At 64.2% G+C, this 26441-nt stretch carries 20 protein-coding genes and 1 tRNA gene; 12 read left to right on the top strand and 9 right to left on the bottom strand.

Going from position 1 to position 26441, the window contains the following annotated elements:
- Nucleotides 1–26: 26 nt before the first annotated feature.
- The 3 genes from sctP to PQQ52_RS25010 are packed head-to-tail and all read right to left on the bottom strand — an operon-like array spanning nt 27 to nt 4078.
- Nucleotides 27–974, bottom strand: coding sequence for a type III secretion system protein SctP (sctP, locus tag PQQ52_RS25020; protein WP_408217173.1), 948 nt, complete (start codon nt 972–974; stop codon nt 27–29).
- A 16-nt stretch (nt 975–990) separates the two neighbouring features.
- The gene (gene sctV, locus PQQ52_RS25015; RefSeq protein ID WP_408217170.1) at nt 991–3012 is read right to left on the bottom strand and encodes a type III secretion system export apparatus subunit SctV; all 2022 of its coding nucleotides are present in this window, start codon (nt 3010–3012) and stop codon (nt 991–993) included.
- A gap of 4 nt (nt 3013–3016) precedes the next feature.
- Nucleotides 3017–4078, bottom strand: coding sequence for an EscU/YscU/HrcU family type III secretion system export apparatus switch protein (locus PQQ52_RS25010; protein WP_408217167.1), 1062 nt, complete (start codon nt 4076–4078; stop codon nt 3017–3019).
- 313 nt (nt 4079–4391) lie between these two features.
- On the opposite strand from PQQ52_RS25010, the gene PQQ52_RS25005 reads away from it, so the two are divergent.
- The 8 genes from PQQ52_RS25005 (at nt 4392) to sctT (ending at nt 11040) form a co-directional block, all read left to right on the top strand.
- A complete protein-coding gene (locus PQQ52_RS25005; protein WP_408217164.1) occupies nt 4392–4964 on the top strand; it encodes an HrpB1 family type III secretion system apparatus protein in 573 nt (190 codons plus the stop codon).
- A 105-nt stretch (nt 4965–5069) separates the two neighbouring features.
- Nucleotides 5070–5462 carry a serine kinase gene (locus tag PQQ52_RS25000; RefSeq protein WP_408217161.1) on the top strand — a complete coding sequence of 131 codons (393 nt, stop codon included), beginning with the start codon at nt 5070–5072 and terminating at the stop codon, nt 5460–5462.
- Between the two features lies 1 nt (nt 5463).
- Entirely contained in the window at nt 5464–6264 is an 801-nt protein-coding gene (gene sctJ / locus PQQ52_RS24995) for a type III secretion system inner membrane ring lipoprotein SctJ (RefSeq protein ID WP_408217159.1), read from the top strand.
- A gap of 59 nt (nt 6265–6323) precedes the next feature.
- Nucleotides 6324–7181, top strand: coding sequence for a type III secretion protein HrpB4 (locus PQQ52_RS24990; RefSeq protein WP_408217156.1), 858 nt, complete (start codon nt 6324–6326; stop codon nt 7179–7181).
- Nucleotides 7175–8152 (top strand): type III secretion system stator protein SctL, encoded by a 978-nt coding sequence (sctL, locus tag PQQ52_RS24985; protein WP_408217153.1) that lies wholly within the window; start codon nt 7175–7177, stop codon nt 8150–8152. Before PQQ52_RS24990 ends, sctL begins: the two co-directional genes overlap by 7 nt.
- 167 nt (nt 8153–8319) lie before the next feature.
- The gene (sctN, locus tag PQQ52_RS24980) at nt 8320–9624 is read left to right on the top strand and encodes a type III secretion system ATPase SctN (protein ID WP_408217234.1); all 1305 of its coding nucleotides are present in this window, start codon (nt 8320–8322) and stop codon (nt 9622–9624) included.
- A gap of 17 nt (nt 9625–9641) precedes the next feature.
- Complete coding sequence (locus PQQ52_RS24975) at nt 9642–10127, top strand: type III secretion system protein (protein ID WP_408217150.1); 486 nt, start codon at nt 9642–9644, stop codon at nt 10125–10127.
- Between the two features lie 67 nt (nt 10128–10194).
- Nucleotides 10195–11040, top strand: coding sequence for a type III secretion system export apparatus subunit SctT (gene sctT, locus PQQ52_RS24970; protein WP_408217148.1), 846 nt, complete (start codon nt 10195–10197; stop codon nt 11038–11040).
- A 179-nt stretch (nt 11041–11219) separates the two neighbouring features.
- On the opposite strand, the gene PQQ52_RS24965 is transcribed toward sctT, so the two are convergent.
- From PQQ52_RS24965 to PQQ52_RS24945, 5 genes are all read right to left on the bottom strand, one after another.
- Nucleotides 11220–14993: a hypothetical protein gene (locus PQQ52_RS24965; RefSeq protein WP_408217145.1), complete on the bottom strand. Its 3774-nt coding sequence runs from the start codon at nt 14991–14993 to the stop codon at nt 11220–11222.
- A 109-nt stretch (nt 14994–15102) separates the two neighbouring features.
- On the bottom strand, nt 15103–16551 hold the full coding sequence (locus PQQ52_RS24960) for a helix-turn-helix transcriptional regulator (RefSeq protein ID WP_408217143.1): 1449 nt from the start codon (nt 16549–16551) through the stop codon (nt 15103–15105).
- A 367-nt stretch (nt 16552–16918) separates the two neighbouring features.
- On the bottom strand, nt 16919–17836 hold the full coding sequence (locus PQQ52_RS24955; RefSeq protein ID WP_408217141.1) for a phage tail tip lysozyme: 918 nt from the start codon (nt 17834–17836) through the stop codon (nt 16919–16921).
- 125 nt (nt 17837–17961) lie between these two features.
- Nucleotides 17962–18573 (bottom strand): hypothetical protein, encoded by a 612-nt coding sequence (locus tag PQQ52_RS24950; RefSeq protein WP_408217139.1) that lies wholly within the window; start codon nt 18571–18573, stop codon nt 17962–17964.
- A 167-nt stretch (nt 18574–18740) separates the two neighbouring features.
- On the bottom strand, nt 18741–19595 hold the full coding sequence (locus PQQ52_RS24945; protein ID WP_408217136.1) for a methionyl-tRNA formyltransferase: 855 nt from the start codon (nt 19593–19595) through the stop codon (nt 18741–18743).
- A 376-nt stretch (nt 19596–19971) separates the two neighbouring features.
- Between PQQ52_RS24945 and PQQ52_RS24940 the strand changes: the two genes are divergently transcribed.
- The 4 genes from PQQ52_RS24940 (at nt 19972) to PQQ52_RS24925 (ending at nt 25847) form a co-directional block, all read left to right on the top strand.
- Entirely contained in the window at nt 19972–22446 is a 2475-nt protein-coding gene (locus PQQ52_RS24940) for a ribonuclease E domain-containing protein (RefSeq protein ID WP_408217133.1), read from the top strand.
- Between the two features lie 234 nt (nt 22447–22680).
- Nucleotides 22681–23316, top strand: coding sequence for a XopG/HopH/AvrPtoH family type III secretion system effector (gene xopG, locus PQQ52_RS24935; protein WP_408217130.1), 636 nt, complete (start codon nt 22681–22683; stop codon nt 23314–23316).
- 429 nt (nt 23317–23745) lie between these two features.
- Nucleotides 23746–23822, top strand: a tRNA-Asp gene (locus tag PQQ52_RS24930).
- Nucleotides 23823–23909: 87 nt separating this feature from the next.
- Nucleotides 23910–25847 (top strand): SurA N-terminal domain-containing protein, encoded by a 1938-nt coding sequence (locus PQQ52_RS24925; RefSeq protein WP_408217127.1) that lies wholly within the window; start codon nt 23910–23912, stop codon nt 25845–25847.
- A 135-nt stretch (nt 25848–25982) separates the two neighbouring features.
- On the opposite strand, the gene PQQ52_RS24920 is transcribed toward PQQ52_RS24925, so the two are convergent.
- Entirely contained in the window at nt 25983–26324 is a 342-nt protein-coding gene (locus tag PQQ52_RS24920; RefSeq protein ID WP_408217124.1) for a hypothetical protein, read from the bottom strand.
- Nucleotides 26325–26441: the final 117 nt, after the last annotated feature.

The raw sequence follows: 26441 nt of genomic DNA, 5'->3' as shown, positions 1-26441 counted from the left end.
GCGTTCTTATGTAGTGAAGGCGCTGCTTAGGTGACGACGATTTCAATCGCGCGCGGTGTGTCCTGGTGAAGACTCGGTAACGATTCCAGGTTCCGCCGCAACGCATCTGCATGTTGCGAGATTAAGTCGTGCGAGGCCGGCTCCGTGGTCGTGAAGCGAAGCGTCAGGACGAAATGCGAAAGCATCAGCGTCAATTGGCAGCCTGGCAGCAGCGCGGGATCGAGCGGCACGGTGAGATGCCACGGGCTGCACGAAAACACGGCCGGGTTCGCGCAGAAATCGGCGACGCTAGAGACGATCGATTCGACCAGCGGGTTCGACTGCGGCGCGGTGCTCAACGCGCCGACGGTGAGCGCGGCGGGTGCCGCCTCGACACGGGCGTGACGGGGCTGCGGCGCCTGGGCAGGATGAGCAGGTTGGGGCGCTTGAGGCAAAGTGGGTGCGGCGGCAGAAGCCGGCGTGGGTGTGGGCTTGCCTGGGCAAGCCGGTGTCGTCGTCGCGCTGCGCAACGCGGCGATGAGGTCCGCGTGCGCGGTGCTGGTTGACGGCAAGCCGCTGCGGCGCTCGGATTGAGCGGAAGAGGGGTTCTGGCCGCCGCTGTCGCCGCCGTGCTGACCGCTGTTGTTGTCGGCGCCACCACCGCTGTTTTGATCGGGCTTTTGCCAGGCCGGCGCGTAGGGCAGTCCGGCGAGGGGCGCGTCGCCTTGCGCGGCAGTGTCAGTGGGCGGCATCTCGGCGGCCGCGCGCGCCGGTTCGTGTTCCGGCGCGTCGGTTTGCTTCGTTTCGTTGACTGTGCCGGATGCGCCTTCCTGGTCCGCCTCCTGATCGTCCGCGCGGCACGCCGCATCGCGATGCGCGTTGAACAGCGCCGCGAGCCGCCGCAATTCCGGTGTGTCCGGATGGGCGCGCGCGGGTTCGCGCGCCGGCTCCGGTCCGGCAATCACATGGACGCGATGGGTCGCCGAGCTATGCATGATGAAGACCCCCGGCTTAGATCATCAAACGACCGACCGGCTGCAGGTCGATATGCGCGCCGAGTTCCTGGTACGAATACACCGGCAGCCAGCCAAGGCGCGACTCGATCATCCGCTTCACGTAGCGGCGAATATCCATCGACGCGATCACCGCCAGTTGCCCGCGCGGTACTTCGCCGACCAGTTGCACCAGGTTGTCGACCAGGTGGCCGATCTCGTCGGGCGGCAGCGCGAGGAAGTTGCCGGTCGGCGTCTGCTTGATCGACTGACGGATGTGCTGCTCCACCTGCACGTCGACCAGTACCGCCGGCAGATCACGCGGGCCGCCGGTCGCGCGATACGCGATCATCCGGCCGAGATCGATACGGATGTACTCGGTGAGCATCAGCATGTCTTTTTCCTTTGGCCCCCACGTGATCAGACTCTCCGTGATGCTGCGGATATTGCGGATCGGCACCTGTTCCTCGAGCAGGCGGCGCAGCACGTCGGCCATCTTCTGCAGCGGCAGCGCCTTCTGCACTTCGGCGACGAGACCCGGATAGTCGGTTTCGAGCTGATCGAGCATCCATTGCGTTTCCTGGATGCCGAGAAACAGATGCGCATTGATGCGCAACAGCGCAATGGTGTGCTGGGCGATGATGCTTTCCGGCTTGCGCTGTGCGGGCTTCGATGCCGCTTCGCCCTCAGCCTCGGCGGGTTGCGTGCCGGCCTGCCGCGCGAGCAGCGCGGTCAGCTCGGGCGGTTCGCCCGCGCCGGCGGCGAGACTCGCGCGCGCGTGCGGCACGTCGTAGATCACCACTTCATAGGTGTCGGCGGGCAGCGTCTCGTCGCTCCACATCATGATGCCGGGGAACGGCAGGCCGACTTCGGCCTGCAACGTCGCGCGCTGGGTATCGAAGGCTTTGTCGAGCGCCTCGGCGGCGAGGCGCCCACTCAGGTCCTTCGACATCCGCACGCCGATCGGGCAGGTGAATTGCGGCGGACGCGGCAGGATCGACGGCGCGTCGCCTTTCGCGCCGGCGCGTTGCAGCGCGCCGACCGGCTTGCCGGTGCCGCCAGCCTGTTTGCCCGATTTCCTTTGCAGCCGGTACGCGACGAACGCGAGCAGGCCCGACAGCAGCACGAAGAGCGCCGCCGGAAAACCCGGCACCACGGCGAAACCGAGCAGCAGCACGGCAGCGAAGTAGAGCGCGCGCGAGCTGCCGCCGAACTGGCGGGTGATATCTTCGCCGAGCGAGCGTTCCTCGCCTTCGTGCGCATCGTCGCCGACGCGCGTGATCATCACGCCGGCCGCGACCGAGATCAGCAGCGACGGAATCTGCGACACCATTGCGTCGCCGATCGACAGCACCGAGAAGCGGTTGGCCGCGTCGCCCGCGGTCATGCCGTGGTACGCGACACCCACCGCGATGCCGGCCACGATGTTGATCATCGTGATCATCAGGCCGGCGATCGCATCGCCCTTGACGAACTTCATCGCGCCGTCCATGCCGCCGTGCAGCTGGCTTTCGACCGCGAGCAGCGTGCGCCTTTTGCGCGCTTCTTCGGGCGTGAGGATGTTGGCGCGCAGATCGGCGTCGATACTCATCTGTTTGCCCGGCATCGCGTCGAGCGTAAAGCGCGCACCGACTTCGGCGACCCGTTCCGAGCCTTTCGCGATCACGATGAACTGCACCACCGCGATGATCATGAATACGACGAGGCCGACCACCAGGTTGCCGCCCACCACCAGTTCGCCGAAGCTCTCGATAATGTCGCCGGCGTCCGCGTTCAACAGGATCGACTTGGTCGACGCGATGTTCAGCGAGAGCCGGAACAAGGTGGTGAACAGCAGCATCGACGGAAACGACGACAGCGACGTGATGCTGCCCACATACATTGTCACCATCAGCAGCGTCACGCTGATGGTGATGTTGATGGACAGCAGAATGTCGATCACGAGGGTCGGCAGCGGCAGGATCATCAACGAGATGATCGCCACCAGCAGCACCGCGATGCCGGCCTCGCCGAAGCCGGGAATCTTGAAGGTCTTGAACATGGACTTACTCCGTGATTGACGCTTTCGCGCCGCTGAGGCCGCTCACCCAGCGAAGAATCGCTGCGACGACCTCGAATAACTCTTCAGGAATCGGCTGGTTTTCCGCCACTTTGTAGAGCAGCCGCGCGACCGGCGGATTGGCGACGATCGAAATGCCGAGATCGGCGGCCTGGCGGCGCAGCAGCAGCGCCTGTTCGTCGAGTCCTTTGGCGATCACCACCGGCAGCGGGAATTCGCTCGGGTCGTAGCGCAGCGCGACCGCGTAGTGAACCGGGTTGACTACCACCACATTGGCGCGCTTGAGACCGCCTTTGGGACCTTCGTTCGCCAGCTTGTGCGCGAGCTTCTTGCGCTCGCCCTTGACCTCCTGGTTGCCGTCGCTTTCCTTGTGTTCGCGCTTGACCTCGTCCTTGCTCATCTTGTGTTTTTTCAGGAACATCATGGCCTGCAGCTTGTAGTCCACCGCGGCAATCACGATGAACACGCCGAACGCGGTACCGAGCACCTTCATCACCACCGACCACAACACGTGGATCAGCTGCGCGAGCGGCTGTTCGAGCGCGCTCGCGACCACCGGCATTACTGAAACGATCGCCTCGCGCATCACCGCGACGACCAGCACGCCTTTGACGGTCATCTTCGCCAGATCGAGCAGCGAGTTTGCCGAGAAGATCTTCTGCAACCCGGACGCGGGGTTGACCGCGTCGAATTTCGGATTGACCGCTTCGAAGGAGAACTGCAGGCCGGTTTGCGGCGCGAGCGCGAGGATCGCCGCGAACAGGCCGACGGCCGCGACCCCGCAGACCATGCCGACCGCGTGGCCGGCCATGTCGGCGAGCGTGACGTACAGGTCGTCCATCGAGCGTGGGCCGCTCAGGAAATCGATCGAACTCTTCACGACCCCGCGTAACGAATCGACCAGATAGTGCTGGCCGGCTTGCAGTACGACCAGCATGGCACCGAGGCACGCGACTTCGACTACGTCCGTGCTCTTCGCAACCTCGCCTTTTTCGCGGGCCTTGCGCAGTTTCTGTTCTGAGGGCTCTTCGGTTTTGTCGTCGCTCATGGCGTGCTTCTCGTTGTGCTGGCTTTCTGCTTCGTGACGGGCGTTGGTCACGGCGCTTGCCGGTTACCCCAGACAGACCTTATCCGCCCGCACCTCCGCGCCGGCCGGCCGATGCGAAGCGCGGGCGGCGCGTGCGAAGCAATGCGGGTTCGGCCCGTCGCTTCGCAAATTGGTGTGCGACTTCGTGCGGCACGCTTGCCGCGAAGCTGTGGCGACGTAATGTGTGGATCAAGTTCGGTGTGGATCAAGTTCGGCTGATAGTGCAGGGCGTGGGACAGGCTTCCCACCGCTCTGGAACTCCTGGGGAAAAGAAATGGATCAACAGAAGGCACAAGCGAAATGTCCGCCGGCGGCGCTCGGCTGTCTCGTCGATCTGGTCAGTGCCGCGTTTGCGGCCACGAGCGGGCTCGGGGCCAAGGTCGACGTCGACGACATCGAGCAGATGGTCGATACCTTGCATGTGTTGCGTCCCGCGTTCGCGGACTTCGAGTTCTTCGACGGCTGGCTGCATCTGTTGCGCCGCGACTGGGCCAGTGCGGAGACGGTTTATCGTGGCCTGATCGAGCGTTCGGTGTGCCTGCCGGCCAGCAAAGGCATGCTGCTGCGCTGCCTGAAGTCGAGCAAGACTTTCGGCTGGCAGGACGAAGCCAGAAAGCTCGCGGACGAGTACCGCGACCACGAGGTGGGACGGCTCGCCAGGGTCTATCTGGCGGGCGACGACCTTCAGGAAGCGTATGCGACCGCGCGGCGCACCGGTCATTTCGTGGCGCCGGAATCGGCGCGCGAACTCGACCAGGGCGCAGCGGGAAGTCACACCAAGGCCGACGCACTGGCGGCGCCGACGACCGGCGATATGTTGCTGTCGATGCAGTACATCCGTATTTGAGGACGCTGCACCCGCCGGCGCTCAGGCATCTGAACGCGTAGTCACCGCGGCGAACCGTATCGGCGCGCAGCGGCATTCACGGGAGAAATGCACGTGGACATATCGATGATGATGTCGCAGCTCCACCCGCAGATCGCCCAGACCGGCGCGAGCGCGGGGACCGAGTCCGCGCCCTCGGCCACGCCGGAGCAGGCCGACCGCTTTCAGGCGCTGATATCGCAGGGCGTGCCGACTCCGCCGGTGCAGAGCGTGCCGGAGCATCCGGATCACAACATCGTCGCGCGCGCCGTGTCGGAACAGGCCGATTACTACCGGCAGGTGCCGAACGACATGATGTACCTGATGCATCACATGAGCTCGCTGTCGATGGAACGCATGGCGGCGGCCAACATGACCGTGCAGATGGAAATCTCCAGTCTCAACGCCGACCTTCAGGTGAAGATGGCGGCGGTTCAGTCGTCGAAAGACGCCGTTCAGACCTTGATGAAGAACCAATAACATGTCGATCCTCGAACACACTCCCGCCCGCTGGCGCAAGCTGCTGCCCTGTCTCGCCCTCGTATTCCTGCTGGGCGGCTGCCAGAAGGAGCTGTACGGTCAGCTGACCGAGCGCGACTGTAACGAGATCGTCGCCGCGCTCGTGCCGTACGGTGTCGATGCGCAGAAGAGCACGCCCGATGGTGGCAAGACGTGGTCGGTGAGCGTCGATGAAAAGCAGATCGTGCACGCGATGGAAATTCTGCGCGCGCGCGGCATTCCGTCGAAGAAATTCGACGATCTTGGCACGCTCTTCAAGAAAGATGGCCTCGTCTCCACGCCGACTGAAGAGCGCGTGCGCTTTATCTACGGTCTGTCGCAGGAACTCGACGACACGTTGTCGAAAATCGATGGCGTGGTCGAAGCCCGCGTGCAGATCGTGCTGCCTAACAACGACCCGCTGGCGGAATCGGCCAAGCCTTCGTCGGCGGCGGTGTTCATCAAGTATCGCGCCGATGCGAACGTCGAAACGCTGACACCGGCCATCAAGAACCTCGTTGTCCACAGTATCGAAGGGCTGACCTACGACCAGGTCAGCGTGACCTCGGTGCCGGCGGACCCGCTCAATCTGCCGATGCCGGATAACCAGCGCGGCGGCTGGCTGACGTTCGTCGCCATCGCGCTGGGGATCATGCTGATCGGTCTCGCCGGCGCGCTGGTGGTGTGGCGCGACAAGCTGCCTCGCCTGACGCCGGACAGCCTCGCGCAGTTTCTGCCGAAGCGTGGCGCACGTGCGGGCAAGACGCCGAAGGCCGCGGCGTGAGCGCGCCGCACCGCACGGTTGCGCGTGCCGGATAAGCAGCGGCCGTGACGGAGAGGGACATGGGCGGCGAGATCGCGGGCGACACGAACGGCAACCTCGGCGGCAACCTGGGCGGTAACGTCGGCGAAGACTTCGGCAACAGCGGTGACCGCAATGGTGACCACAACAGCGGCGGCGCGGTCGACGGAATGTTCGACGACGCGTTCGACGCTGTGTTCGACGACGCGGCGCCGGACCCGCAAGCGCCGCAAGCTGCGTCGTCTCAGGACGCCGACCCGCTGGCGCCGCTCGCCACCATGCTGGCAGGCTGTATCGCCGACTATCATCGGCGCCGCCGCACGCTGTTCGAGTGGCTGCACCCGCAGCGTCTTGCGGCGTTTGCGTACGCGTCGTTGCTGCCCGCGCTCGACGAGCGCCGCACGGCGCAACTCGCCGAAACATGGCTTGAACATCTCGGCGTGCGGCCCGCGCCGCTGCTGTCGTTCACCGACCCGAGTTTCCCGCTCACCCAGTTGCCGCTGCCCGACAGCCTGTGCGTGCTGCGCATGCGCGCGCTGCTCGAACACGTCGACGAAGTGCGTTCGTGGATCGACCGGCCGCGCCGCCTGCTGCTCAATCAGTGGCTCGGGCCGCAACTGGCGCGCGCGCTGCTCGCGCAGCGCGGCGGCCTCGCGGGCGGCAATCTGCCGCTGGCCGCCGAACCGACCGCGGATGCGCTCGCATGGCGGGGTTTTCGCCTGTTCGAACGGGACTGCGGCTGGGGCGCCGATCATCCGATGCGGCTCGCGCAGTTCGCGTTATCGAACGATAGTGCGCTCGCCGCGCCGCTCGAGGCCGCCGAGCATGCGAAAGTCAGTTCTGCAAGTGACACGCTTATCTCTCAACTGCCTGAACTATTTGCGGCGCGCTCATGCTGATCTGGTTACGTCATTCGAAGGGCGCAGACGAAGGCGCACAGGCCGGAGTCGGTGTGCGCGACGACGTGCTGCGCGGTGAGGATCTGGCGACGCTGGTCGAGATCGATGCCGCCTATCACGCGCTGAACGAACGTTGTGCGACATTGCTGGACGAAGCGCGTGCGCAGGCCGACGCCGTGCTCGCCGCCGCCCAGGCTGAAGCGAGCGACCTGATCGACCAGGCCCAGATGTTTTACGCCAGCGCGTATCAGACGGGCTATGAAGGCGGCTGGCAAGAAGCGCTGACCGCGTGGCACGAACGCAGTCTGCAGATGCAGACGGGGATGCGCTCGATCGGACAGCGGCAGCGCGAACGGCTCGCGCAACTGGTCGCGCTGGCGGTCGAGCAGATCGTGTTCAGCGCCGATCCGGTGATGCTGTTCAGGCAGGCGGCGACGCACGTCGAGGGCATCATCGCCGACGGCAGTCCGCTGAAAGTGCGGGTGCATCCCGACGACCTCGCGTCGGCCGCCGCCGCGTTCGACGACATCTTGCGCACCTGGCGCGACGCCGGGCGCTCAGTGCGCTTGCAGGTGAGTGGCGACGCGCAGCTGGAGCGCGGCGCGTGCGTGTGCGAAGCCGATCTCGGCGCGATCGACGCCAGCTTGCCGCAGCAACTGGAGGCGATCAATGCGGCGTTGGCGCGTGCCGTCCAGGGTTTGCCTGACGACGAAGACGATACGACCGCGCAGGCGCCGGGCGAGTACGGCGCGCAAGCCGATACTGCCGTTCGGGTCGACGCTGACGTGGACCTCGGCGCGCAAGCGCTGCACCTCGATCCGCCCGATGAGATGGAGCCGGAACCGGATCACGCGCCGACGTTGCCGCCGGACGTGGACGAAGACGATGTCTTCGCCGACGCGGTCGCCGCGATCGACGACTCACACCATGCCGGCGCCGTAACCGAAGCCGGCGAACTGAACACCGCCTGACTGTTTATCCTGGACCACCCGATATCGCCCGGCACTGCATGGCGCGCCAATTCCCTCCCGCCTACGGACTCTTCACGATGATCACGCCCGATACTGTCGCCGATCTGGATCTCGCACCCGCCGGCGCGGCTGCGGACCAACCGGCCGGCGCACGCCGCTTCGATCTGATGGCTGATGCCATCGAGCGCGAGCTGCGCGCGCGTCCGCGGCCTGCCGCCGCCGGCAAGGTGCAGGAAGTGATCGGCACCTTGCTGAAGGTCAGTGGGCTCGACGCGACGCTCGGTGAGCTGTGCGAGCTGCGTTCCCCGCAAGGCGCGTTGCTGCAGAGTGCCGAGGTGGTCGGCTTTTCGCGCGATATCGCGTTGCTGTCGCCGTTCGGACGGCTCGGCAACATCTCACGCGAGACTCGCGTGATCGGCCTGAAACGGCCGCTGGCGATCCGCATCGGCGACGGGCTGCTAGGCCGCGTGATCGACAGCCTCGGTCAACCGATCGACGGCAAGGGCGAACTCGATTGCCACGAATTCCAGCCGGTATTCGCCGATCCGCCCACGCCGATGAGCCGCCCCGTGATCGACAAACCGATGCCGACCGGCGTGCGCGTGGTCGACGGCATGATGACGCTGGCCGAAGGGCAGCGGATGGGCATCTTCGCACCGGCCGGCGCCGGCAAGAGCACCTTGATGGGGATGTTCGCGCGCGGCGCGCAATGCGACATCAACGTGATCGCACTGATCGGCGAACGCGGCCGCGAAGTGCGCGAATTCGTCGAACACATTCTCGGACCGGAAGGGATGGCGCGCTCGGTGGTGGTGTGCGCGACCTCGGACCGATCGTCGATCGAACGTGCGAAGGCGGCGTATGCGGCCACCGCCGTAGCCGAATACTTTCGCGACCGCGGCTTGCGCGTGTTGCTGATGATGGATTCGTTGACGCGCTTCGCCCGCGCGCAACGCGAGATCGGCCTCGCGATGGGCGAGCCGCCGACGCGCCGTGGTTTTCCGCCGTCGATCTTCGCCGAACTGCCGCGCCTGCTCGAACGCGCGGGCCTTGGCGTGCGAGGCTCGATCACCGCGCTTTACACCGTGCTCGCCGAAGACGAATCGGGCGGCGATCCGATCGCCGAGGAAGTCCGCGGGATTCTCGACGGCCACATGATTCTGTCGCGCGAGATCGCCGCGCAGAACCGCTATCCGGCGATCGACGTGCTGGGCAGCCTGTCGCGCGTGATGACCCAGGTGGTGCCGCGCGAGCACGTCGCATCGGCTGGTCATATCCGGCGGCTGATGGCCAAGCACAAGGAAGTCGAACTGCTGCTGCAGGTCGGCGAATATCAGAGCGGCACCGATGCGCTCGCCGACGAAGCGATCCGCAAGATCGACGTGATCCGCCAGTTCCTCGGCCAGGAAACCGATCAGCTGGTCGGCGCCGACGTCACGGTGGATCTGCTGCATCAGATCGCGCACGGCTAGACGCGCGGAGGCTCACGATGAAAGATCGCCGGGTCGTTTCGCTCGAACGGGTGCTATCGCGTCGCAAGACACTCGAGCGCAAGCTCAACGACGCGCTGCTGGTGTTGCGCGGCGAGCAGCAGGCGCTCGAAGGCGCGCTCGCGCAATGCCGCCAGGCGGTCGACCAGCAGCGCCTGGTGCTGCTCGAGCAGAATCGCAAGCTCGACGAGATGATGGACCAGACGTTCCAGCCCGACGCGTATCTGCGGCTGCGCGAACATCAGGTTGCGACGGCCCAGCGGCACTCGCTGCTGGAGAACCAGGCGAACGAGGCGGCGAATCAGGTCGCCGGCAAACAGCAGCAGGTTGCTCAGGGCCGCGCGCAGATCGTGCAGAACCGCGCGCGCATCGATATCTACGCGAAGCGGCGCGACAAGTTGTGCCGCGAGATCGAGACGGCCGTCGAAGATGCCCAGGACGAAGAGGCGTCGGAAAGCCGGCGGCCTGGTCCACGGCCGTTCTGAGAGCGGCCCGTTCGAGTCACCGCTTCACGCCATTGACCACAAAAAACCGGACCCCTGGATCCACGCCATGAGCAGCCTCAGTTATAGCGCGATCGAATCGAGCCACAAGCTGGTCGGCTACCTGATCATGCTCGCGCTGTGCAGCGAGCGCCTGATGGTGCTGATGATGATTTTTCCGCCGACCAGCGACAACGTCGTGCAAGGTCGTTTGCGCACCGCGCTGGCGCTGCTGTGGGGCGGCTTCGCCGCGTACGGCCAGCACGACGCCCTGATGGTGCAAAGTCCGCTGATGCTGATCGGCATCGGCCTGAAGGAAGGGCTGATCGGCGTCGGTCTCGGCTTCGCGGCCTCGAGCGTCTTCTGGGCCGCGGAAAGTGTCGGCACCTATGTCGACGATCTGACTGGCTTCAACAACATCCAGATGACCAACCCCAGCCAGGGGCAGCAAACCTCGCTGACGTCGGCGTTGCTCAGCCAGTTCGCGATTGCGGCGTTCTGGCTGCTGGGCGGCATGATGTCGCTACTCGGCGCGATCTACCAGTCGTATCAATGGTGGCCGCTCGACGATCTGACGCCGGCCGGCGGCGCGATCATCGAGTCTTTCGTGATGCATAAGACCGACTCGCTGATGGAAACCGTCGCGAAGCTGGCGACGCCGATGATGCTGTTGCTGCTGCTGATCGACATCGGCTTTGGCTTTACCGGCAAGGTGTCGTCGAAGCTGAATCTGAGTTCGCTCGCGCAGCCGGTCAAAGGCTTGCTGACGGTATTGATGCTTGCGCTGCTTGCCAGCGTGTTCATCGACCAGGTGCGCGGCCAGCTCGCGCTGACCGGCATCGCGGCCGAAGCGCAAGCGATGGCGCATGGCCAGGTGTCGGGGCAGATGCCGGGTCAGAAAAAAGACGACAACTAGATTGAGCGGGGATTCTGGAAGACAGCTATGCAGATTGCGAAGCGGGACCAGGTGGGAGGAGGAGGGCTCAAGAGAGCGCTCGCGCTGCTGGCCGCGCCGGAGATCGGGCCGGACCCGTTTGTGCCGCGGCATGAAACTTCCCGGCCCGCATGACTTTGTGCCTGCGGGCCGGCGTGTGTCTAGCGATAGTCCGCGGGTACCGGCATCTCCCGGTCGACCCGGTCCATCGTCGCGAATGACACGTTATCCGCGACGAACTCGCGCTGCGCGCTCATTGCCTTGCGCGTGCCGAGATGCAGCAGCACGTTCGGCCCATACGAGCGATCGCTGCCGGTCGTTTCCCGGCCTTTCAGTTCGATCGGCATGTACGACTCGGGATCGTCGAGAATGCGCGCATTGGCGTCGGCCAATGCGATCACTTCAGGGTCGTCCGGATCGCACGGATGTATCTGTTCGTGCAGCGCCTGATTCAGATCAAGCGCCCGCGCCGCGTGCTCGCGCAGCCGGTGGCGCGTGAACAGTGTTTGACTGGGCCGCCAGTTCGCGCGCGCATTCGACAGATGCTCGTCGATCTTGTCATGGGCGGCCCTGATGGCCGCCGCGTTGGGCGCCTGGCCGGCGGGTGTCGTTTCGGCGGCGAACAGGTGGACCCACTGGTCGCGCTCGCTCTCCACCGCTTCAATGTACGCGCTGGCGCTTGCGAATTCGCGATCGAGCGAGCAGGCCCGATGATTCAGCTGCGCGCCGTTGCGCACCAGTTGCAGCCGCGCCGACATTCGCGTGTTGCGGAAAGTGATGTTCCAGGACGGCGTGTCGAGCGATAACACGCCGAGGCCGAGCAGCCGGCCATTGGGCTTGCCGTCCTTGTCGTAGATCTGCTTGCCGACCGGTATGCTCGCCGACAGGCCCAGCCCGAGCCGGCCGATCAGCCGGCTGCCGCCGCCGCGCCGGTGTTGTTCGACCTGGATCGCGCCGTTGCCGCCAGGCGATTCCTGCTTCTGCCCATAGTCGTGAATCGACGCGATGCCGATCGACGGGCCGATCCCGACCGGCAACAGACTCCGTTCGACCTTGCTGCTCACCGAGCCGTCGGCCGGATCTGTCGAGAGGACGTGATGGATGCTTTCGGGAGGCCTGACGGTGAGACTGCCGGTGAGCGATGCGCCGCTGCTGTGATTGCTGCTGGTGGTGTCGGTCCACGCGGCGCTCACGCCGGGGTCGTCGAAATAGCGGGCGAACACATGTTCGGACGCGCTCGCCGGAATTGCTTCGCCGTCGGCCTGAGCGGCTTCGTCGAACAACGAGGCGACGATGTTCGCGGCTTTCTCCAGCATGACCTTATCGTCATAGCCGGAGCCGTCGGCCTTCACCGGGCGTTCAATGCCGATTGTCACGCCCGCCGAATTGCCGCGATCGCCCGAGTGGAACACGACGTTCAGCGCGCCGCCGGCGCGCGCTTCGGCCAGACCCACATCGAACTTGTAGCCGGCGAACACACCGCCTTCGACGTGCGTCGACAGCCGCTCCGCGGTGCCGATGAAAATTTCGATTCCGTGCGTGGAGCGGGCCAGTTCGACCACGGCGTCCTTCGCATGGATCGCGCGCAGGTTGGCCTGCACGGAAAGCGGCACACCGGCCGCGTGAATCAGATTGCTGAGCGTGACCGACACGCCGCGCGTGCTGCCGCCGAAATGATGGCCGTCGCTCAGCCGCAGCCGCGAGCCGCTTTTTAGCGAGCCGGCGACTTCGACCAGCAATTCGCGTGCGGCTTCGACACTGCGTGTTTCAAGTTTTTTTTCCGGCGGACGGCTGGCTTTACGCAGGATCTCGACCTGTTGCGAGAGCGTCGAATCCTTGTCCACCCGAACCGGCGCGACCTTGTCGGCGATTTTGCGCAGCACGCCGATCTGATGCCAGAACGGCGAGTCCTCGCCCTTCGGCAGGCGCGCGACGGTCCCCCACTTTTCGAGCAGTTCGATTGAAAAATGGCGGTGCGCGAGGGACCTGAACGGCTGCGTCGAGCGCAGTTCCGCGTCGGGCATCCCGCTGAAGGCCGTGAGCCGTTCGCGTACATCAGCCGGTGCATCGGCGGATAACTCGACGGCCTTGCGCGCGACCTGTCGCAGTTCGTCAGGCTCAATCCGGCCAGTCGGGAAACCGCCGGCCTGCAGCCACACATGCAGGCCCGCGAGTTCCACCAGCGAGCCGACCGGGTCCGCGTGCGTGAGTGCCGCGGCAGCCGAGAGCGGGGCGGCTGGCGTGGGCGCGGCCGCGGCCGTCAATGGCGTGAGCGCCGCCGGTAGACCACCCGCGGAGCCGATCACCTGTCCTTCAACCTGGGGTTGGGCGACGGGGTTTGCGGGCTGAATGGGCACGGCCGCCGGCACCTCCGTCAATGCCGTAAGCGCCGCCTGCATCGAAGCTTTCAGCGCGTCCTGTTCTTTCTTCAGCGTGTCGCGCGGCACGCCGCCGAACCCCAGCGTGCTCGCCGTCACCGGTGACTTGTTCATGCCGATCATCCGCCTGGGCGCCGTGATTGCGCGCGACAAACGCGAGGCGGCCACGCGCGGGATCGAGGTGCGCGTGAACTTCTGCAGTCGATGATTTTTCTTCGACGCCTCGGTACCGGTCGCTTCGCTGCGATCGCCCTGACGCCAGGCGAACAGCATGTGCTTCTGCCGTTCGGTCATTGCCGCTTCGCCGTGGTCCAGCAGATGGGTTGCCGCATCGAACGCCTCGAGGGCGAACGCGCTGTCGGGGGTACGGTGATGCCGTGCCTGCGCCGCAATCCCGGCGGGCAACGCGTCGGCATCGGCGCCCGGCAGCGATGCCAGGTGATCGGTTGCGCTGAGCAGCGCGTGAACGGCTCGCGCCGCTGTGCCGCTGGCGAACGGTTGGCCGCCCGCCGTGCGCAGTGCGACGAGTGCCTCGAAGCTGTACCGGCCGCCGCGCGACAGGTTACGCATCGCGAGCAACGCGTGACGTGTGGTCGGATCGTTCGCGAGCGCGGCGCCGCCATGCACGATGTCGTTGATCGACAACGTCTGCATCCGCGCGGAAACCCGTTCGGCCATGCGCGGATCGCCAATGCCCACATTGCGCAAGGCCGACACGATCATCGAGCCGTAGCTCGTCGGCCCGGCGCCGGAGGGTGCGCCGAGCGCGGCCAGACGGGCGGTCAACTGGGCTTGCGCGGCAAGACCGTCGAGCCGATGCGCAAGCGCCGATGCTGGGGCGCCGGCCGGCACGGCGGGTGCAGCCCCCACAATGGGTGCCACTGCGGGCTGTGCCACCGTGCCGGCAACGCGCTCGAACGCGGCTGCCATATCGGCGGCGAAGTCCGTGGTGTTATCCACTGGTGCCGCGAGCGGTAGCGCGCCACCGATGTTCGCCGCCGGCGGCAACACGCCGCCGGCCTGTGCTGCCGGGGTATCGTCGCGGGCCGGCATCACGTGCTTGATGAAATCGCGCAGCTGCGGTTCGCCGCGCGCGGCCTGCCGCGACAGCGTCGCGGAAAACGACGGCGGATGCCGGGCCGATGTGCCGGCAACGTGAGCGCCGCCGGCCGCGTGCTTGACCTGCGCGTCGTAACGCTGGATGCGCGTCGGTGCGGCCGGCGCGGTGGCCGGATGAATATCCGCATGGGTGCGCAGCGCATAGCGTGGACGCGCCACGTCGGGTGGTCCGATGGGCGCGCCGGTCTTGCTGTTTTGCACAAAAGGCGCGGCGAAATCACGTCGGCGATGGCGCATTTTTTCCTGCGCGTGCGCAAGCGCCGAACTCATTTTCTCCCTGGGGTTCAGGCCGCTGAGCCTCGCCGGTAGCGACTTGACGGCGTTGATGGCCGCGGCGGTTTTCGACGGTTGCGCGGGCACGGCCGGATCGGCTGGCTCGTCCTGCTCTACGCGTTCGAGGTGGGGTAGCGTGCGAAGGGCAATCGGGCGGGTAACCATAAGTGGCCTACCTGAATCTGCTGGATTGAGCCGCCCGACGTGCCGATGCCCCGTTCACGCACAGCGCGTGAACGGGCCTTGGACAGTCCGGCGGCAGAAAGCGCGCGTTCTAGCGGCCTAACGTTTCAGATGGTGCTTCGTTGAACACACTGCGATAACCGTTGATCAGCGTCGAGCGATGCTGGACACCCCATTTCTTCGCGACGTCGAGAACCCGTGCGACGGGTGCGTCGTCGTCGAGCAGCTCTTCGCGGATGCGTTCCATGCGTTGACGGCGGATCAGTTCGCTCGGCGACAGGCCGAGATGCTTCTTGAACGCGCCTTGCATCGCGCGTTCGGTGACGCCGATCTGCGATGCCACTTCGCGCACCGACAGATCCTTCTGATCGAGGTTGTCCATCAGGTAACGATAGGCGCGGCGATACCTGGCCGGCAGGCGGGCGCTGACGTCGTCGGCGCGCGGAGCATGGCGCGACTGCGCGGCGCGTTCCGAGGCCGGCGTGGAGGCTGACGGCAACGACACGCTGTCGGCGCGAACATGCTGGATCGAGGCGAGAGCGTAGCGGCCGTAGAGCGTCGCGAACTCCTGTGTGCGCATCTGTTGCTGCATGATCTTCGCGCGGCAATACAGGTAATCCAGATACCAGCGCGCGTACTGGCTGCCGTGAATCGCGGCTGCGCCCGATTGTTCGAGCAGGTCTTCCGCGGCACTGGTCGCACCGGCAGCGATCGCGGCGAGCGTCATTTCGAGGCACAGGCTGCGGTGGTATTCGTTCAGGCCCATCCTGCGGCTCCACGCTGCATGGTCCTTCAGCGATTCCCGTGCATCCGCGCGGCCGGCAGCGAACGCCTGCAGATGCGTGAGGTAGTCGAGCCGTTGCGCGAGCAGCGGCATCGCGAGGCCGGCCACCGATGCAGCCGGCGTGTCCAGCGCCTGCAGACTCGTCACGACCGCGCGCCAGTAGATATGATCGGCGAGCGGCTCGGCGTCGTGCAACTGGTGCTGGGCGCGCAGATCCTTGCGCAGCATCTCGACCAGATAGGCCCAGCGGCGGTCGGCATGCGCGGCCGCGCGCACGGCGAGTTCGTTGAGACGGTCGCACGCGGCTTGTACACAGCCGAGCTGGAACAGCACGAGCGTTGCGCCGATCATGCCGTCGAGCTGCTGGGCCGGCGTCGCGGCCTTGTCCTCCACCACGCGCTTGAAGCAGGTCAGCGCGACGTGGAACTGGCTGCGAAAGCACGCTTGCCAGCCGGTGTTGCGCACCGACACGATACGCATCGCGTCGCGTGAATGGCGGATCGCCTTCTGCGTTTTGCGGTAGGTTTCCTCGGCTTCTTCGTCACGGCCGAGCACCAGTTCGATGTCGCCGTAGATTTGCAGCGCGGCATACGCCGACGCGGAAGTCTGCGAGGCGATGGCGTCGCTGTCGGCGAAATTGGCGGCGAGCCGGGCGGCGTCGTGAAGCTGGCCGTCGAGTACTTTGGCTGCGAGTGCGGCAGGGATGCCGTCGCAGGAGAGGACCGAGGAAGCTGCGAAGTAGACCGTCGAGAACATGATGTCGCCCCTGACTGAAAGATGCTGTGGATGGCGGGTATCGAGCTGATGTGCTGAACCTGTGAAGCCATCTTTTCATTCGGGCGCGACGCTGACTCGCATTTGTGATGGTCTGTTACGATCGGCGCGAAGTCTTTCAATTGCCTTTCTTCGAGGCGGCGATGGGGGAAAACGTGCTGTCGTGAAGGTCGATGGGAGTGAGCGCGCCGGACGACGCAACGCTCGCAATCCTGGTAACGTGAATGGAAACGCGCCATGCCGCCTGCACCCGGGGCGTACCCCAGGCGCGGCGAAAAAAACCTCACGGCGCGGTGAGTAATGCGACGAGCTATGCCGCAAGCTGCATCATCGGCGGCGCAGCGATGTTTCAGGCGTTCTGGACCAGCGCGAGATCGGCCAGACGCGAACTCATTTCCGGATCGGACGGCTTTTCGAAGCTGTTGCAGAATGCCTGGGTCGCGTCTTGTGCGGTGCTGGTGTTCTTGACCGCGCTGATCGCGCCCGACTGCGTCGTTTCCAGTTCCTGTTTCAGGTAACCGTAGTTCGCGGCCTGGCTCGACGGATCCAGTCCATTCTGTTTCGCGTAATTGATCAGGCCTTCCTTGCGCGAGCCGCCCCATTGCGCGATGCCGTAGCCGTTGGCGTTGTCGTCCGCCATGTTGCCGCTCGGCTGGCCGATCGCGCCGCCCTGGTTGATGCCCGAATTCATGCCGCCACTTTCGTGCCACAGATTCGCGACGATGCCTTCCGCTTGCGGCTTCGTGAGGTTGAAGTCTTGCATCAGGTTGTTCACATACTGGCCCGCAACCTGCTGACTCTGCTCCGGCGTGTTGGCGGTGGTCTGCGGCGTGGCGCTCAGTCCGCTCGACGAGGGGCTCGAACCGACCGTGCCGCCGCCATTGGTGGCTGCCGGCCCGCCTGTCGACGCGGGTGTCGCCGAAGCCGTTGCGGGCGGGGCTGACGGCGGCGCCGTGCCGGCTGAAGGCGTGGTGTCGAGCGAAGGCATTGAAGGCATTCCGCCACCACCGCCGCCGCTTGCTCCGCTTGATCCGCCCACACCGCCGTCGTCGGAATCGTCGCTGTTCGCGCCTTGCAGCGCCTGCTGGAGCATCGCGAGCAGCTCTTCGACGATCTGCAGAATCTGTTGCTGGCTCATGCCGCCGAGCCCGCTGCTGCTGTTGCTGTCACTCCCACCCTGCACGCCATTCAGGGAGCCGTTTTCGAAGCTGTTCAGGTAATCCATCGGACTGCTTGAGTAGCCGCCTTGCATGACTAAGCCCGTCATGGCTTTCTCCGTGCTTGAACCATCATTCACGTGCGATGGATCGCGGCGAGGCGCCGCCGTATCCGTCAGTGCGAGCCGCAGCGTATGCGCCGCCGCAGCCGGCGGCGACGCATTACGTGCCATGCCTAGACCGGTGCGGGCAGATTCCCTGCGGTCAGTGTCGAGGCGCCTGCCGCGAGCGTCGCGGTGCCGTCGCTGTTGTGCTTCAGCTTGCCGCCCAGGGCGTTGAGAAACGTGCCGCTCTTGCCGAGCACCGCTTTGGCGTCGTCGGCGTTATCGAACTGGATCGAACCGTCGGGCATCTCCTTGCCGACGTGTTTTTCCGATCCGTCCTTTTGCGGCAGATACAGATCGGACGAACCGTCGGTGTTCTTCGGCCCTTGTGCGAGGGTCGTGCCGCCGCCGCTCGTGCCGACCTGCAGCTGGACGTTCGACAGATTGGTGTTGGACGAGCCGGTCGCGGGCAGCGTGCCGCTACCTGGAAAGCCGCCCGTACCCGGCAAACCGCCCGTGCTCGGCAGTGTCGAGCCGCCGGCCGGCGAGGGCGTAGCGGACGGCGTGCTGCTGCCGCCGCCGGCCTGCTGGATCATTTGCTGGAATTCCTGCAGCAGCTGGGACAGGATTTGTGCGGGCGAGGATTGAGTGGATGACGTGGTCGAAGCGCCGGTCAGTGGCAGACTGCCGACGTAGCCGCTGCCACCAGGTTGGTTCGACGTAATAGTCGTGGTAAGAGCCATGAATGACCTCTATCAAATGAAGTGAGTGGATCGGAGCTGTGCTGCCAGTTATGTGGGAACCGCACTTCCACTTATTCAGAATACCGAATCGATGTGCGCGCCAGCCTTGCGATGCGAAGCGCTGCACCGTATCGCGAACGTCGCGACAGCGGGCTTCATGGCCGCCCTCACGGTCCCATCTGCCTGCGCAGCGTCAGTGGCAGCGGACTCCATTCGATCAGCGCGACAAAGCCATCCCGCACGGCGATCACCACCCAGCGCCGGTACTCGTGAACGATTTCGCCTGGCGTGTAATCGTGTGCTTCGCGCCATCCGTGCGCACGTTTCACCGAGACCTTCGCGTTGCGCAGCGGCGCGAAGCATTCGAACAGTCCGCACGCGCGCACGACGCGCATCACGTCGGCCACCGGCTGGTTGAAGTCGAGCGTGCGGCGCGCGTCGTCGATGCGCGGCCAGTAGCTGCCCTGCGTCTGCGGCCGGCTTTCTTCCCAGAGACGATGAAAACTGCTGGCGACGCGCGCGGCGAGCGTGCGCGTCGCCATCTGCAATTTCAACTGCAGCGTTTCGTGGCATTCGTCGTCGGTCATCGCAAAATGCTCGGCGGCCAGCACGTGACCGGTATCGAATTCGGCCGCCAGACGATGACAGCTCACGCCCCATTCGGAGCGGTCTTCGAGCAGCGCCTGAATCGGCGGATAGGGGCCGCGTCCGTCAGGCAGCGGCGACGGATGAAAGTTGACGGCGTGCGGCAGATACGCGCTCCAGTCGGGAATCTTCCAGCTATAACCGGCGACTACCAGCACGTCGCATTGCAGTTCGCGCAGGGCGCGCAGATCGTCTTCACGCAGTGGCGACATCTTGAGCGGCAGTCGATGCAGCTCGGCGCGCGCGACGATCTCGTCGTTGAAGTCGATGACGTTGTCGACCGGGATCGTGAACATCGCGACCGGCTCCCAGCCGGCCTTGACGAACGCGTCGAAGACACCGCGCCAGCGGTCGAAGCCTGCGAATGCGAAGCGCATGGTTGCTCCAGGTTGTGGGTTGACCGCGGGTTTCATTAAAGCGTGATCTGGGGTTTGCGTCGTCTCACGCAGACCCGTCGGGTTCAAGTCCATCAATAGAACAGATGCACGGGCCGCGGTGCGGGGCGCACCGGAAGTTGGACACAGTCAGGCGAAGTGCCGGTGATGACCGGTCGTGTGACGCGGCATGGTCTGGTGCGTGCCGGCACCTGATGCGGCGAGCATAGCCGGGGCATTTTGAGGGCCGCACGCTTCGCGTTTTGTTCGCGTGCTTCGTATGGCAAGTCATCCGCGGACCCGAAAATTTCATAATTGTCGTGTGAATCGGGAACAGGTCTGTCGACTAACCGAGGGTCATCTTTTCATAAGGACAATCATGTCAGGCATCTCGCCGCCGCGGTCCACATCACCCGTGCATTCAACGTCGCCGACCCAAATCACGCTGCCTACGCCCACTGTGCAGGCCGCGCAGACCCAGCCGGCGCAACCGCATTCGGAACAGTTCGCCGCCTTGAGGCGCTCGCGTTCGACAGAGCTGCGCAGCGGCCCGGCACAGTCGGGGCAGGGGCGACGCCGGACGGCATCGGTGGGCGGGGGCGCGCCATCGACGACGGCGGCACCGTTGTCGTTACCCGAAACAGCGGTGACGGACCACGACGATCACGATCATGAGTCGCCGCCGGAGTCGCCGGTGTTGCAACAGACGCCTCTCGCGGTGCCGACCGAAGCGTCCGTGCAGCTTGCGCACCAGTCGGAACCGCCTGTCACGTTGCGCCAAGGGGCTTCGGAGTCGAATCTGGTTGCAGCGAACGCGTCGCTCGAGCCGTCTGCACCGCAAGTATCCGAAACGGTGTCCAAAGGGAAGAGCACGATGCCGGTGACGGAGGATGAAGTGTCTTCGTCTGAAGCAGCGGTCAAAGAGACGGTCAAGCCGCTGGTGAAGGAAAGTGAGGTGTCGTCGTCCAAAGCGGCGACTAAAGAGGAGAGCGCGCCGACGGTGAACACGGACGAAGCGTCTTCGTCTGAAGCAGCGGTCAAAGAGACGGACAAGCCGCTGGTGAAGGAAAGTGAGGTGTCGTCGTCCAAGGCGGCGACTAATGAGGAGAGCACGCGGACGGTGAAGAAGGACGAGGCGTCTTCGTCTGAAGCAGCGCTCAAAGAGACGGACTCACCGCTGGTGAAGAAGGGCGAATCGTCGTCGTCCAAAGCCGTACCTGAAGAGACGAGCACGCCGACGACGTCCTCAAACGCCGCGTTGACGACTACCACCCAGACGCATCTCACAACGCCGCCGCCGGTTCATTTGACACCGTCGCCAACGCATCTCGCGCCGCCGCCAATCCGGATGAACACAACGACGCCGAGCGTACCCGCACAGCCGCAGCAGTCCCCGCTGTCGGACCCTAGGGTGCAGAACTTCATCCGCCATACCAGAGCGATCACGTCAACGCAGACGCCGGCGTCGACCATGCAGTTCGGCACCGTCGGCGGCCGCCACGCCGCCGGTAACACCGACATCGAGAGTGGCGTGCCGGACACACGCACCCGGTTAGACCAGACGCGCTCCCGGATGGCGGCGTTCACTACACCGGCACGCGACGCAATAGCCGCCACGCCCGGCGCGCTCAAGGCCGCGCTGAGCGAGATCATGAAAGCAATCTCGGTCATGGCGAAAAATGAATTCGGACCCGACGACCCGTGGAAGGCCTGGAGCGCAACCTGGGCGAACACGATGACCCATGAACTGTTCGCCACCGGCGGCACCACGATAGCGCGCGAACTGCTCAGTATGCTGACAGAGTGGGCCATCAAGGCTACCGCACTGTCGCCCGAGCGCCAGGCGTTCGCTGTCGGCACGATATTCGTCGGCGCAGCCGGGGCCAACGTGATCGCGATGATGCACAAGAAAAACAAAGGCACGGCCATTTCGACGACCCACCGTGGTCACATGTTGCAGATTACGGCGCTGCTCGGCTCGATGGCCGTAGCCGGGGCGGTCGGCCAAGGCGGTGAAAACGGACAGTTCGGCGTGCTGTCGACGCTGCTGCCGGCGGCCATCAAATCGATCGCCTACCTTTCGCGCGACCTGATCAATCTGGGCGTGCCGCTCGAGGGCAATCACGATGCTCAGTACATCAAACCCGTGCAGGGCCAGGCGACGGACGGCTCGTATTTCCTGACCGAGGAAGCGGTGAACGCCGGGCAGGACGCCGCCGGCTTGTCGGGCGTCGGCGTGCTGGACGCGATTGCGAGCCATGCCTCGGGGGTGGGCAATGCGGTCGGAAAGCTGTTCAGCTATGCGACGCTCAATGCCGCTGGCGAAGGCATCGCGAACGTGAGCTTGCGGGTGGCGAACGAGATCTCGATTCATGGCTTCGGCAGCCCGCAGGCGCTGCAAGGCATCAAGGATCTGCGTCTGCATTACGGCAAGTACAACTCCGCCAAGGGTTCCTTCAAGGCGCAGGTTGCCGACAAGATGGCCGGCGCCGGGATTGCCCGTCTGAGCCTTTTCCTGTCGCTCTACGCGGTGACCGGAGTGATCGCCTATGCGTTCGGAAATACCAGCCTCGGCACGAAGGTACAGACTCATCTCGAGGAGGCGATCGGCGCCGCGCTGATTATCGCGGGTTGCATACCGTTTGCAATGAGCACAAGCAGCAATCTTGCGGAACAGGAGCAGACCAGCGCGACCATCACCGAAGTTCCTGAGGACGACACGACGCCGACGGTGGTGGCTGACGCGTCCGGCAATCTCCCGCCTGACGCCACGCCGCCGCAGGGTGGATTGCGTCCGGCGAGCGCCGCGGGTTCAGTGTCGAGCACGAGCCGCCGAAGCTTCGAAGTGGTTTAAGCCCCGCGGCATCACGATCATCCGATGCGTGAATCGCGCAACGCGGTGCGCGCGATCGCCACGTGCCCGCGCAACAGGTAGTCTTAGGTGGTTTGGACGAGACGTTGGCCGCCAACATCCTCAAGCGGGTGACGCGCGAATGAATTCAAAGCGGCCGCGCGCGCAGGGACTTGGCGTCGGCGGGGCAGTCGCGCCGTATTTCTCAATGCTCACAAACAGTTGCAGGGCCTTACGATGACAAAAATCAACTCAAGTGTCGCTCCTCACATCGACATGGAATACGAAAGCCGTTTGTATCCCGACTATCCGGACAAGGTCAATCAGGCGCTTGATCGGCTAAAAGCGGGCAGGACCGGCGGTGAGTTGCTTGCCAACCTTGCAAGCCTCTCTCGCGATGGCAAGAAAGTTACGATCAGACCCACAACGGGCAGTGCCACAACCAGAGCGGCACTGACAGCAGCACAGCAAGCGTCCCGGCCGCGCATTGCAGGAGACGATCAGGACCCGTTGCACAACAAGGCGGCCGTGGCGCTTGCCCAACCCCGTTTGTTCGGCAAGCTCAAAGGCGCAGGGGCCCGAGCAATTGTCCACTGGAATCCAGATCAGTCTCTTGCCGTTGACGAACGGGGACGGGTGTCCAGCAGCAATGATGAAAGCCGTTCGTATCTGGTACTGGGACACGAACTTGTGCATGCGAACAGAATCTTGAAAGGAACCTACACCGGGGGTTCAGGCGACCGATACGACCCGACGACGCCTGCAGCCAGGGAAGAGCGGCGAGCAATCGGTATCGGGGAATTTGATGGAAAAACGCCGTCCGAAAACTCCATCCGGCAAGAACATGAGGAACCACTCCGGAAGGAGTATTAATCAACAGAATTGTCCCGCGCGTGCTCAGGCGCTTAGTCTGCCAGTCGTTGGTGAGTCGTTGGTGAGTCGTTGGTGAGTCGTTGGTGAGTCGTTGGTGAGTCGTGGTGAGTCGTTTGCCAGGCGCATCGGACACCGGCGACAAGATTTGTGCTGTCCGCCTGACCTGGGCTGGGTGACAGCCAATCGGTCCCATTTCCTGATCGACGGTCTGACGGTCGATAATTTGCGCCGCGAGCGCCGGGTCGCACATCGACATTGCTTTTTTGTCGCGGCTTCGGCTAGAATTACGGATTGTTGTATTTTCGTCGTACCTGCTTGATCGAATTGGATGGGCGCCTTACCCCATAAGGCTTGGCGGGGCGCTTTCGAGCCTCTCGGCACCCACCAGTTTCAGATTTGGTTAAGTGTTTCAGCGCAGTTGAAGTATAAGGAGTGGTAGTTCAGTCGGTTAGAATACCGGCCTGTCACGCCGGGGGTCGCGGGTTCGAGTCCCGTCCACTCCGCCAGCATTCTCGAAAGGCGAACTCCGGTTCGCCTTTTTTATTGCCCGCTGTTGTAAGATCGGGCGTTCTGTTTTTGGCACTCGTTCACGCATGCTCGATTTTTTCCGCAATCACAAACGCCTGATGATGTTCATGCTCATCCTCGTCATTGTGCCGGGGTTGGGTTTTGTGGGTATTCAAGGCTTCCGCGGCTTCTTTGACGAAAGTGCAAACGTCGCCAGCGTCAACGGTCACAAGATTACTCGCGCAGAGTATGACGACGCGATGCGTCAGCAGCTCGACCGCGCCCGTCAGATGCTCGGCGCGCAGTTCGACATGAAGTCGTTCGATACGCCGGAGCGCCGTAGCGAAATGCTCGACGGTCTGATCGAGCAGCGCGTGCTGGCCGACGAAACACAGCGTCTGCATCTGACCGCATCTGACGACGCCGTACGCCGTGTGCTGCTGAACGATCCGGTGATTTCATCGCTGAAGAATCCCGACGGCTCGATCGACGTGGACCGTTACAAGCAGTTGCTCGCGATGCAGGGCATGACGCCCGATCAATACGACGAACGTGTGCGTTACAGCCTGGCCACGCAACAGTTGCCTGCCAGCATTCAAGGCAGCGCCTTCACGTCGAAGACCCTCGCACAGCATCTCACCGAGCTCGCCCAACAGCAGCGCGAAGTGCAGGGTATGGCGTTCCATCCGCGTGACTATGCCGCGAAGGTGCAGCCGACGGATGCGCAACTGCAGGCTTACTACGACGCGCATCGCAACGACTTCGCCACGCCGGCCACGGCAACGATCCAGTACCTTGTGATGTCGCCGGCAACGCTGTCGGCTGGTGCGCAGCCGAGCGACGCCGACCTGAAGAAGTACTACGACGACAACATCGCGCATTACCGCACGGATGGCGAGGTACGCGCGAGCCATATCCTGATCGCCGCGCCGAAAGATGCCAGCGCGGCTGACAAGGCCAAGGCAAAGCAGAAGGCCGACGAGGTGCTCGCGCAGGTCAAGGCGCATCCGGATCAGTTCGCGCAGATTGCACAGCAGAACTCGCAGGATCCGGGTTCGGCGTCGAAAGGTGGCGACCTGGGTTACTTTGGTCGCGGCATGATCGCAGGCGGCCAGGCGTTTGACGACGCTGTGTTCGCGCTCAAGAAAGACGAAGTCAGCGGCATCGTACAGACCGACTTCGGCTATCACATCGTCAAGGTCACGGACGTGAAGCCGGCCGTCACAAAGCCGTTCGACGAAGTGAAAGATCAGATCGCAAAAGACCTGAAGACTCAGTTGGCGAGCAAGGCATTCAGCGACGACTCGGAAGGCTTCACGTCGATCGTCTATGAGAAGGCGAAGAGCCTGCAGCCCGCAGCCGACAAGTACAAGCTGCAACTGCAAACGGCCACGGTAACGCCGCAGCCGGATCCGAAGCTGCCGCCTGACAGCCCGCTGAACAACGCGAAGTTACTGGCTGCCGTGTTCGCAAACGATGCGGTCACCGCGCGCAACAACACGCAAGCGATCGACGTCGGCAGCAACACGCTGATTGCAGCGCGCGTGACCGATTACAAGGCCGCGGCCGTGCCGGCGCTCGACGCCGTCAAGGACGCCGTGCGTCAGAAAGTGATTGCGGTTCAGTCGAACGAGGCCGCTCACAAGGACGGTATCGCGAAACTGGCTGAGTTCGACAAGTCGAAGACCACTGCAGGCTTCTCGTCACCGCTGAAGGTTTCTCGCAATGACGCGCAAGGCATGCCGCCGGCTGCATTGAGTGCAATCTACAAAGCGGACGCGCAAAAATTACCTGCCTACGTCGGTGTGGATCTCGGCGCCGATGGCTATGCGATCTATCGCGTGAACTCGGTCGTTGTGGGCGCCCCGATAGATCCGCAGCGTTTGGCTGCTGCGCAGCAGCAGATTGCCCAAGTCGATGCCCAGTCGGAAGCCGAGGCTTACGTCGAAGCGCTGCGCGCCCGCTCGAAGGTGAAGTTCTACGGCTCGCTCGACAGCAGCAATGCGCAGGGAAGCGGCGAATAAGCTCTGGCTGGAGGGCGCAAGCAGGTAAAGCGCGCCGGCACAAAAAAGCCCCGCAATATGCGGGGCTTTTTCATTTGACGAGTGCAAGCTCGTCAAACGGTTTGCCTGGGAGCGCGGCTTGTTATGCCGCCAGCCTTAGAGGCAAGCGCTGATCGAACTGGTGGCATCGCTGCCTGCAGCGCCATTGGCGCGGAAGCCCACCCACGAACCCGGGCCGCTGTAGGACGGCCGTACAACGGCGGCTGCGCCGTTAGGCGGCTGCTGACCCGGCACATAGACATCCACTGCCTGGTCGTTGGCCAGGGTGTCCTGCGACACGACTTGCTGTTGCGAGCTATCGGCCCACTTTTGTGCGATGCACGTAGCGACGGCCTTCGGCGGCTGCTGGCTTTGGCCCACCGATTGGACGCCAGCAGGCGGTTGAGCGGCGCATGCAGAAATTGCCACGGTCAAAGCAATTAACGGTAAATATTTCACGTTATCTCCTCAGAAGTCGCTCAGAATCGAGCCGGGTTGTGCGGGATTACGAAAGTGTCAGATAGACCTTACCGATCCGCGTTCCCCAATTACCGGAAACAAGTTGTTAGCGAGCTT

Source organism: Paraburkholderia sediminicola, from assembly GCF_046030555.1.
GTDB lineage: Bacteria > Pseudomonadota > Gammaproteobacteria > Burkholderiales > Burkholderiaceae > Paraburkholderia > Paraburkholderia sediminicola_E.
The sequence above is the reverse complement of the archived record's forward strand: the minus strand, read 5'-3'. Positions and strand labels throughout refer to the sequence as shown.

Excerpts from the sequence above, each read along its gene's own strand:
- sctP (WP_408217173.1), bottom strand. The coding sequence starts at position 974 with ATGCATAGCTCGGCGACCCATCGCGTCCATGTGATTGCCGGACCGGAG.
- PQQ52_RS24990 (WP_408217156.1), top strand. The coding sequence starts at position 6,324 with ATGGGCGGCGAGATCGCGGGCGACACGAACGGCAACCTCGGCGGCAAC.
- sctJ (WP_408217159.1), top strand. The coding sequence starts at position 5,464 with ATGTCGATCCTCGAACACACTCCCGCCCGCTGGCGCAAGCTGCTGCCC.
- sctV (WP_408217170.1), bottom strand. The coding sequence starts at position 3,012 with ATGTTCAAGACCTTCAAGATTCCCGGCTTCGGCGAGGCCGGCATCGCG.
- PQQ52_RS24955 (WP_408217141.1), bottom strand. The coding sequence starts at position 17,836 with ATGACGGGCTTAGTCATGCAAGGCGGCTACTCAAGCAGTCCGATGGAT.
- PQQ52_RS25010 (WP_408217167.1), bottom strand. The coding sequence starts at position 4,078 with ATGAGCGACGACAAAACCGAAGAGCCCTCAGAACAGAAACTGCGCAAG.
- PQQ52_RS24925 (WP_408217127.1), top strand. The coding sequence starts at position 23,910 with ATGCTCGATTTTTTCCGCAATCACAAACGCCTGATGATGTTCATGCTC.
- PQQ52_RS24960 (WP_408217143.1), bottom strand. The coding sequence starts at position 16,551 with ATGTTCTCGACGGTCTACTTCGCAGCTTCCTCGGTCCTCTCCTGCGAC.
- sctT (WP_408217148.1), top strand. The coding sequence starts at position 10,195 with ATGAGCAGCCTCAGTTATAGCGCGATCGAATCGAGCCACAAGCTGGTC.
- sctL (WP_408217153.1), top strand. The coding sequence starts at position 7,175 with ATGCTGATCTGGTTACGTCATTCGAAGGGCGCAGACGAAGGCGCACAG.
- PQQ52_RS24940 (WP_408217133.1), top strand. The coding sequence starts at position 19,972 with ATGTCAGGCATCTCGCCGCCGCGGTCCACATCACCCGTGCATTCAACG.
- PQQ52_RS24950 (WP_408217139.1), bottom strand. The coding sequence starts at position 18,573 with ATGGCTCTTACCACGACTATTACGTCGAACCAACCTGGTGGCAGCGGC.
- xopG (WP_408217130.1), top strand. The coding sequence starts at position 22,681 with ATGACAAAAATCAACTCAAGTGTCGCTCCTCACATCGACATGGAATAC.
- PQQ52_RS25005 (WP_408217164.1), top strand. The coding sequence starts at position 4,392 with ATGGATCAACAGAAGGCACAAGCGAAATGTCCGCCGGCGGCGCTCGGC.
- sctN (WP_408217234.1), top strand. The coding sequence starts at position 8,320 with ATGGCTGATGCCATCGAGCGCGAGCTGCGCGCGCGTCCGCGGCCTGCC.
- PQQ52_RS24975 (WP_408217150.1), top strand. The coding sequence starts at position 9,642 with ATGAAAGATCGCCGGGTCGTTTCGCTCGAACGGGTGCTATCGCGTCGC.
- PQQ52_RS25000 (WP_408217161.1), top strand. The coding sequence starts at position 5,070 with ATGATGATGTCGCAGCTCCACCCGCAGATCGCCCAGACCGGCGCGAGC.
- PQQ52_RS24945 (WP_408217136.1), bottom strand. The coding sequence starts at position 19,595 with ATGCGCTTCGCATTCGCAGGCTTCGACCGCTGGCGCGGTGTCTTCGAC.
- PQQ52_RS24965 (WP_408217145.1), bottom strand. The coding sequence starts at position 14,993 with ATGGTTACCCGCCCGATTGCCCTTCGCACGCTACCCCACCTCGAACGC.